The following is a 7514-nucleotide window of genomic DNA, read 5'->3' on the forward strand; positions in this document are numbered from 1 at the left end:
GGCAAAGCTACGCTTCGCAAAAGCCTCCGTCTTCACCCCCATGCGAGAGTAGCACACTGCCAGACTCCCATTTAGAATGAAGTCACCTTAATCGGGTGGCTTTTTTCGTTTCTGCGTGACCGAAAATACCTAGGACAATCGATATTGGCGGAAGACACTGCCAGACTCCCAATAAAGAAAGGGCTATCCTCAATCGCGCCGCGACCGAGGCAGACCTTTTTGGTGTCTGGCATTTACTCCATGGTAAGTTTTAATTAGCCATCCTGAAGGTCGTTATTATGTTGCCTAGTGCTACATTCGTACTTATGGAGTGTGCACTTCAACTACGTGACTTAGGCGCGCTTTTATAATTCTGCGAAAACGATCAGCAAGTTCACGAAAGAATACCCGCGAAGGGGATGTATTTCGCCAAGCGAGGGCATGCTGGCGAAGTATGGGTTTATCTTTTATTTCACATACGTGGAGTGATTCTGGGACGTGCATTTCTGAGTGCACATATAGGCCAGGTAAAAACGCTGCGCCCATGCCCATTACAACCATTTGTCGTAACGTATCTAAACTGGTTCCTTCATAATCTTGTTGTAATACAGCCCCTAACTCATTACATATATCTAACACTTGATGGTGAAAGTGGTGTTTATCTTCTAATGTAAGAATTGTTTGTCCTTTCAAATGTCTCGGTTCTATCAGAAGGTCTTTACTCATTGGATGCTCGCTAGAAAGCACTAGTTTAAGGGGTTCGGTAAACAACGGTTCGGTGACAAAATCGTCAGGAAGGCTAGAAAAGGGAGAAATAATGAGATCATAGTCTCCTTTATACAATCCAGTATATAGTTCGCTGGGAGCTGACTCACGAACGTAAAACTTAAGTTTATCGTAAAGTTGATGAAGTTGAGGCAAGACAAAGGGTAATAAATACGGACCTAACGTGGGTGGAATACCTAACTTGAAGGTCGTTTTTGGTCCTTGAGATAACTCTCTAGCAACATTTTGGAACTCCGTCATTGTATGCAGTAGGTGTTCTGCATGCTTGAGTAATTCCCTGCCATCAGGTGATAACATTGTTCCGTTTCTTGATCGCTCAAATAACGTTAATCCTAGGCCCTCCTCGAGCTTCATAATTTGATTCGTTAGAGTTGGCTGGCTTATATGTAACAGATGTGACGCTCGGCGAAAATTAAGATTGTGAGCGACAGCAACGAAATATTTAAGTTGTTTCAGCGAAGGCTGGGGAGAGGTAATGGGCATGATTAAATATCCAAATGTTTTTGTTATAGATAAAAGCTATCACGAATCTCGGTATTTTTCTATTAAGCTATCAGGTAAAACTACTATCTGATAAATACGCTAACAGTGTTTATCGCTTTCAATATTAGGAGTGTGTCATGGATCATGTGATTTCAGGTGTAGCAAAATTTCAAAAAGATGTTTTTCCAAAAAACAAAGAAGTCTTCCAAAAGCTAGCGACGAGTCAGAATCCAGAGGTGTTATTCATTACGTGCGCCGATTCGCGTATCGATCCAAATATGGTGACACAAACAGGTCCGGGGGATTTATTTATTTGCCGAAATGCAGGTAATGTTGTTCCGCCTCACAGTAATCAAACTGGAGGTATGACCGCATCCATCGAGTTTGCAGTAGCGGCTTTAGGTGTCGAGCACATCATAATATGTGGACATACCGATTGTGGCGCGATGAAAGGCGCGTTGGCACCAGAAGCATTAGAAGGGTTGCCACATGTAAAAGAATGGTTAGGCCATTGCAGAGGCGCTACAGAAGTTGTTAAGCATAGACATGGTTGTGTTGGTAGTGAGCATTTAGACGAAGTAACCAAAGAAAATGTGTTACTGCAGATTCAACATCTTAAGACACATCCTTCAGTTGCAGGACGCTTAGCGTGTAAAGAAGTGCAAATACATGGTTGGGTTTACAACATTGAGACTGGTGAGGTTCTTTGTTACGAGCCATCAAGCGAAAGTTTTAAGCCAATGGCTGAGCGTTATTCAAACGACAGTGCATTTAAATCGACTATTGGTCTAAAGCAACAGGCAGGATAAAGAATTAAATGAAATTAGATTTATCGAATTTACGCGGCGATTTAACTGGTGGTATTACCGCTGGTATTGTTGCTTTACCCCTAGCTTTAGCATTAGGTGTTGCATCAGGACTCGGTCCCTTAGCCGGCCTTTATGGGGCAATTGCTGTGGGCTTTTTTGCCGCATTATTCGGAGGCACGCCATCTCAAATCTCCGGTCCTACAGGACCCATGATAGTGGTTCTAGCAGGCTTGTTTGCAAGTTTGTCAGGTAATGTTGAATTGATTTTTACCGCAGTCATTTTAGCCGGTATTCTACAAATTATATTTGGCTTTCTTGGTGTCGGGCAATACATTCGCTTGGTACCTTACCCTGTTATATCAGGCTTTATGACGGGCATCGGTGCGATTATCATCATATTACAGTTCGGCCGTTTACTTGGTCATGAGCCTCCTGGTGGAACATTAGGTGCTCTGTCTTATTTGCCGCACGCGGTTGCGAACACTAACTTCGTTACGCTTGCGCTAGGTGGACTTACGTTGGCGATCGCTTATTACTGGCCTGCTAAATTAGGCAAGTACATGCCTGGCGCACTAGCTGCATTGATAATTGGCACGCTTGTTAGTTTTGCCGTTGCCAGCGTGCCTGTTCTAGGCGCGATCCCAAGCGGCCTCCCTAGTTTGCATATACCCGTGTTCGAGAAAAGTCATTTTTGGCTAGTGTTAGAAGCTGCGTTTATTTTGGCTGTATTAGGTGCTATCGATAGCTTATTAACTTCATTAGTTGCCGATAACATGACCCGTACTCGCCATGAGAGTAATAAAGAGTTAATTGGTCAAGGCATAGGTAACACTGTTGCAGGCTTGTTTGGTGGTATTGCGGGTGCAGGTGCGACAATGCGTACAGTGGTTAACATTCGCTCTGGTGGTAAAACGAGATTATCAGGCATGGTACACGCATTAGTATTGTTAGCCGTTGTATTGGGTTTGAGTCCTTTAGCTGCAAATATTCCGCATGCAGTTTTAGCGGGTATTTTGGTTAAAGTTGGGCTTGATATCATCGACTGGCGTTATATTAAGCGTGCACATAACGGTCCGCGTTGGGACTTCGCTTTAATGATACTAGTCCTTGGCTTGACTGTTTTTGTTGATTTGATTACTGCTGTTGGAGTTGGCGTAGTATTGGCCGCGTTGGCTTATGTTCGTCAGATAGCACAAATTCAAATTGCACAATTGCGCGCAATTCCTAATATGGCGAGTAATCCGCAAGAAAAAGCATTGTTGAAAGAAGGGCATGGAAAGGTAAATGTGTTCAACTTTTCTGGTCCTTTGAGCTTTGGGGCTGCAGCAGATTTAGGTCATCACGTACGGCAGCATGTAGAGCCTGGTTCTGAAGTATTGATCCTAGACTTCTCGCTTGTACCGGCAATGGATGTTTCTGCCGCTATGGCTGTCGATACGATTGCTTCTGATACACGCGCAGCAGGTAAATTGTTATATATCTGCGGTATTAATGATGAAGTTAGGGATGTGTTGGTTGCTATAAATGGTAGTACTTTGGCGGATTATGAGGGAGAAACGCTGATTGAAACACTCGAAGTTGCACTCAATGCCATCAATGGTAATCCTGAACATAAGGTTATAGGCACAACTCAAACTACTGGAAGTTAGTAGTATTAAGCCGCTTCGGTTGAAGCGGCTAATTTTTTATTGTTGAAGTCCAATCGCTCCCTAAAATTAAGAAAAATCGATTCACTATTTACCTAGATTAAAGAATAACGATAGTTTTCTCTTACTTTTTTCATACTTTTCTCTACTTCTCCTGATTTCTTATTTGCTAGTCTTATTTTAATCACCTTATCCCGTGATGCATTTACGTCAGCACATTCATAAACCTTAGCTTGATCCGCCATACGAAGGTTGCTATTGGTTTGAGCGCTAGCTAACACCTCTCGGTTGAATTCAAAAACACGCCTTTGTTTTCCCTTCTCCCTTGGCTAGAATAGCGCAAAATAGTCAATGGGTTGTTATATTGAAATCTTTGCAACAGCGACACACATTTGGGCTGCCAGCGAGCAGTAACGACTTAGTTTGTATTCACAGCTTGAGCGATGCACACGACTTTGTCGAACATCATAACAACGCTCCATTTTATTTACTTGGTCAAGGCAGTAACACTGCTTTTATCGAGGATTATGAGGGAACAGTCGTTGAAATGGCGTTGAAAGGTATTACCGTAAGTGAAGATGACAGTCAGTACACGCTAAATGTTGCCGCTGGTGAAAGTTGGCATCAGCTTGTAATTTGGTGTTTGCAGCATAATATCCGAGGATTTGAAAACCTTGCATTGATACCTGGAACGGTAGGCGCTGCCCCCATTCAAAATATCGGCGCTTATGGCGTAGAGATAGAACGCTTTATCCAATCTGTTCAATACATTGATTACGCCAATAATCAGTTTTGTCATATCGCGCGCAAAGATTGTGCGTTTGGTTATCGAGACAGTATTTTTAAAAAGAAACTGTGGCATAAAGTGATGATTGTCGGGGTCACGTTCTCTCTACCAAAAAGTTGGCGACCTGTGGTTACCTACGGCGAGTTGGCGACTCTGAACGCACCAAGTGCTCAAGATATATTTAATAAAGTCGTTGCGGTTAGACAAGCAAAATTGCCCGATCCTAAAATACTGGGTAATGCCGGAAGCTTTTTTAAAAATCCTATTATAAGCCGTACAGCCCTACACTTGCTTCAACAACGCTTTTCCCAAATGCCCTATTATGAAATGGATCTACACAATGTGAAAATTCCGGCGGGGTGGCTAATTGAGCAACTCGGATTTAAAGGACAGCAAGAAGGCGATATTCGTTGTCACCCTAAACAAGCGTTGGTTTTGACTAATTTAGGGGAGGGGACAGGAACACAATTACTGACTTTAGCGCGAAAGATCAAACAAGCGGTTGAGCAACAATTCAATATTGCATTAGAGCACGAAGTACAATTAATAGGCGCCAAGGGAACGGTTTTATTATGAGACATGGTACAAATAAGCAAACAGATAGGATCCGCAACCATATTGTACAGGCATTGGCTGGCGGACAGTTCTGCTCAGGCGAAACCCTAGGCGAAGAGTTGGGGATTTCTAGAGCCGCGGTGTCTAAATATATAAAAGTGTTAGGTGAGTTGGGACTAAATATATTCAGTGTGACAGGCAAGGGATATCGGCTGGCCGAGCCTATTCAGCTACTAAACAGTGGACTAATTGCCACGTACTGCCATCACTTTGATGTGAAGCAACTTATGTTACTTAATGTAATCGATTCTACGAATCAGTATCTCAAAGAACGTATTGCTACGTTGACAAATGGCGACGTGTGCCTTGCCGAAGCGCAAACTGCAGGGCGAGGGCGAAGAGGCCGTACATGGGTTTCCCCTTATGGGGCGAGCTTGTATTTATCGCAGTATTGGCAGTTTGCCGGTGGCTATCAATCTATTTCCGGACTGAGTCTGGCCGTCGGTGTGGCGATTACAGTGGCCTTAGAAAATGCCGGCTATAACGATATCGCGCTGAAGTGGCCAAATGATATTTATGCCAGAGGCAAAAAATTAGCCGGCGTATTAATTGAAGTGGAAGGGCAAATGGGCGGTGCCTGTGATTGCATCATAGGCGTAGGATTGAATATAGCTTTAGATGTGGGCAGTGAGAAAATAGACCAGCCGTGGATTGATTTAACGACATTAAATTCTGAAGGGGTTGAGCGTAATCGGATTAGCGCCTTATTGCTCGATGAATTGGCTCGTTGTATGGAGGTTTTTAGTCACTCTGGGCTCGAACCTTTTATAGAAATCTGGCGTGAGCGTAATGTGTTTCGCGACAAGCCTATTACGTTAATCATAGGCAATAAAACCGTACAGGGTATTTGCAAAGGTATAGATGCTAGCGGCGCGCTGTTATTGCAACAAGCTGACGGTGTGCGAGCTTACAACGGTGGAGAAATCAGTGTCAGAGCAAACTAAAGCTTTACTCTTGGATATTGGTAACAGCTATATAAAAAGTGCATTGGTCGATGTGAGCGGTCAAGTTTTCAGTCAACCCCTAGCCATAATGCGTAGTGATAACGTGATGGTACTTAAAGCTCATATTAGCCAAAGTCAGCGAGTTATCGTGGCGGCAGTGGGGCAAGGGGAACAAGTTGCGCGATTGCGCAGCTTGTGCGCGGCATTGGATGTCCCCCTAACGATAGTGAAAACCCAAGCCCAAGCCTTTGGCATGCATTGCGCATACAGCAATTACGCCACATTAGGAATTGACCGCTGGCTGGCGGTACTGGCTGGCCGTAGGTTATGTCAAACTCGAGCCTACGCTGTTATCGATTTAGGGACGGCCAATACCTGTGATTTAGTGTTAGGGAATACTCATTTAGGGGGATGGATAGCCCCTGGTTTTAGTTTGATGCGTGATAGTTTAATCAACAATACCGAGTTAGTGTTTGCAAATGATGTTTTTCCAGACGATTTGTTATTAGGGGAGCAAACCGTGGATTGCGTCAATATGGGATGCGCTGCAGCAGTTAGAGGATTTATTTACGCCGCTGAGCAAAAAATAGCAGAGGTAAATTCCGAATATTCTGTGATTATTACAGGTGGTGGACAAAGGATGGTGAGAAATAACACACCTGATTATCACTTTTTTCACGAAAATTTAGTTTTATTGGGTTTACTAGAATATTTATTTATCTAAATTCGACGCGAATAACTGCTCTAAAAACTCCCAAATACGTAACTTAATGGCAAATTAGCTGATTTTTTAAGCAAACAACACAAAAAAAGTATTTTTTTAATAATTGCCTCTTGCACGATGGGAAATGTTGCTCTAATATCCGCACCCACTTGATGACGTGCCGACTTAGCTCAGTTGGTAGAGCAACTGACTTGTAATCAGTAGGTCACCAGTTCGACTCCGGTAGTCGGCACCATCAATCTGGAGGGGTACCCAAGCGGTCAACGGGATCAGACTGTAAATCTGACGGCTCAGCCTTCGCAGGTTCGAATCCTGCCCCCTCCACCACTTTTTACTTGATATGTATGAGAGTAGAATGTGCGGACGTCGTATAGTGGTAATACCTTAGCCTTCCAAGCTAAAGCTGCGAGTTCGATTCTCGCCGTCCGCTCCATTTTTGTGAAATGCTGATATGGCTCAGTTGGTAGAGCGCACCCTTGGTAAGGGTGAGGTCGGCAGTTCGAATCTGCCTATCAGCACCACTCTTCTCTTCCCATCTCAATAATAATTTTTTCTTAATGTATATTTGCTGAGGAATAGACAATGGCAAAAGCAAAGTTTGAACGTACTAAACCGCATGTAAACGTCGGTACTATCGGCCACGTTGACCACGGTAAAACAACATTAACAGCTGCAATCACTACTGTACTCGCTAAAACGTACGGCGGTAACGCATCTGCTTTCGATCAAATCGATAACGCT

The 7514-nt window shown here is 43.6% G+C and carries 8 protein-coding genes and 4 tRNA genes; 10 read left to right on the plus strand and 2 right to left on the minus strand.

Annotation, left to right across the window (positions count from 1 at the left end; translation table 11 throughout):
* Positions 1–303 precede the first annotated feature (303 nt).
* Positions 304–1248, minus strand: a complete 945-nt coding sequence (locus GQS54_RS22600; protein WP_166426181.1) for a hydrogen peroxide-inducible genes activator — start codon at positions 1246–1248, stop codon at positions 304–306.
* 137 nt (positions 1249–1385) lie between these two features.
* On the opposite strand from GQS54_RS22600, the gene GQS54_RS22605 reads away from it, so the two are divergent.
* A complete protein-coding gene (locus tag GQS54_RS22605; RefSeq protein WP_166426182.1) occupies positions 1386–2057 on the plus strand; it encodes a carbonic anhydrase in 672 nt (223 codons plus the stop codon).
* A gap of 8 nt (positions 2058–2065) precedes the next feature.
* Positions 2066–3706, plus strand: coding sequence for a SulP family inorganic anion transporter (locus GQS54_RS22610; protein ID WP_166426183.1), 1641 nt, complete (start codon positions 2066–2068; stop codon positions 3704–3706).
* Between the two features lie 92 nt (positions 3707–3798).
* On the opposite strand, the gene GQS54_RS22615 is transcribed toward GQS54_RS22610, so the two are convergent.
* On the minus strand, positions 3799–3948 hold the full coding sequence (locus GQS54_RS22615; RefSeq protein ID WP_166426184.1) for a hypothetical protein: 150 nt from the start codon (positions 3946–3948) through the stop codon (positions 3799–3801).
* A gap of 119 nt (positions 3949–4067) precedes the next feature.
* Here GQS54_RS22615 and murB point away from each other — a divergent pair, with 119 nt between their 5' ends.
* The 8 genes from murB to GQS54_RS22655 form a co-directional block, all read left to right on the plus strand.
* Positions 4068–5066 (plus strand): UDP-N-acetylmuramate dehydrogenase, encoded by a 999-nt coding sequence (gene murB, locus GQS54_RS22620; protein ID WP_166426185.1) that lies wholly within the window; start codon positions 4068–4070, stop codon positions 5064–5066.
* Positions 5063–6049, plus strand: a complete 987-nt coding sequence (gene birA, locus GQS54_RS22625) for a bifunctional biotin--[acetyl-CoA-carboxylase] ligase/biotin operon repressor BirA (RefSeq protein ID WP_166426186.1) — start codon at positions 5063–5065, stop codon at positions 6047–6049. The genes murB and birA overlap by 4 nt, the downstream gene beginning before the upstream one ends.
* Positions 6033–6773, plus strand: coding sequence for a type III pantothenate kinase (locus tag GQS54_RS22630; protein ID WP_166426187.1), 741 nt, complete (start codon positions 6033–6035; stop codon positions 6771–6773). Before birA ends, GQS54_RS22630 begins: the two co-directional genes overlap by 17 nt.
* A gap of 159 nt (positions 6774–6932) precedes the next feature.
* Positions 6933–7008: transfer RNA gene (locus GQS54_RS22635), tRNA-Thr, on the plus strand.
* 7 nt (positions 7009–7015) lie between these two features.
* Positions 7016–7100, plus strand: a tRNA-Tyr gene (locus GQS54_RS22640).
* A 32-nt stretch (positions 7101–7132) separates the two neighbouring features.
* Positions 7133–7206 (plus strand) — tRNA-Gly (locus GQS54_RS22645).
* Positions 7207–7218: 12 nt separating this feature from the next.
* Positions 7219–7294 (plus strand) — tRNA-Thr (locus tag GQS54_RS22650).
* Between the two features lie 61 nt (positions 7295–7355).
* A partial coding sequence (locus tag GQS54_RS22655) for a GTP-binding protein (protein ID WP_240919865.1) occupies positions 7356–7514 on the plus strand: 159 nt, incomplete at its 3' end.

The organism is Paraglaciecola sp. 20A4 (genome assembly GCF_011378905.1).
Lineage (GTDB): Bacteria > Pseudomonadota > Gammaproteobacteria > Enterobacterales > Alteromonadaceae > Paraglaciecola.

Coding starts and splice junctions, on each gene's coding strand:
- GQS54_RS22600 (WP_166426181.1), bottom strand. CDS start 1,248: ATGCCCATTACCTCTCCCCAGCCTTCGCTGAAACAACTTAAATATTTC.
- GQS54_RS22605 (WP_166426182.1), top strand. CDS start 1,386: ATGGATCATGTGATTTCAGGTGTAGCAAAATTTCAAAAAGATGTTTTT.
- GQS54_RS22610 (WP_166426183.1), top strand. CDS start 2,066: ATGAAATTAGATTTATCGAATTTACGCGGCGATTTAACTGGTGGTATT.
- GQS54_RS22615 (WP_166426184.1), bottom strand. CDS start 3,948: ATGGCGGATCAAGCTAAGGTTTATGAATGTGCTGACGTAAATGCATCA.
- birA (WP_166426186.1), top strand. CDS start 5,063: ATGAGACATGGTACAAATAAGCAAACAGATAGGATCCGCAACCATATT.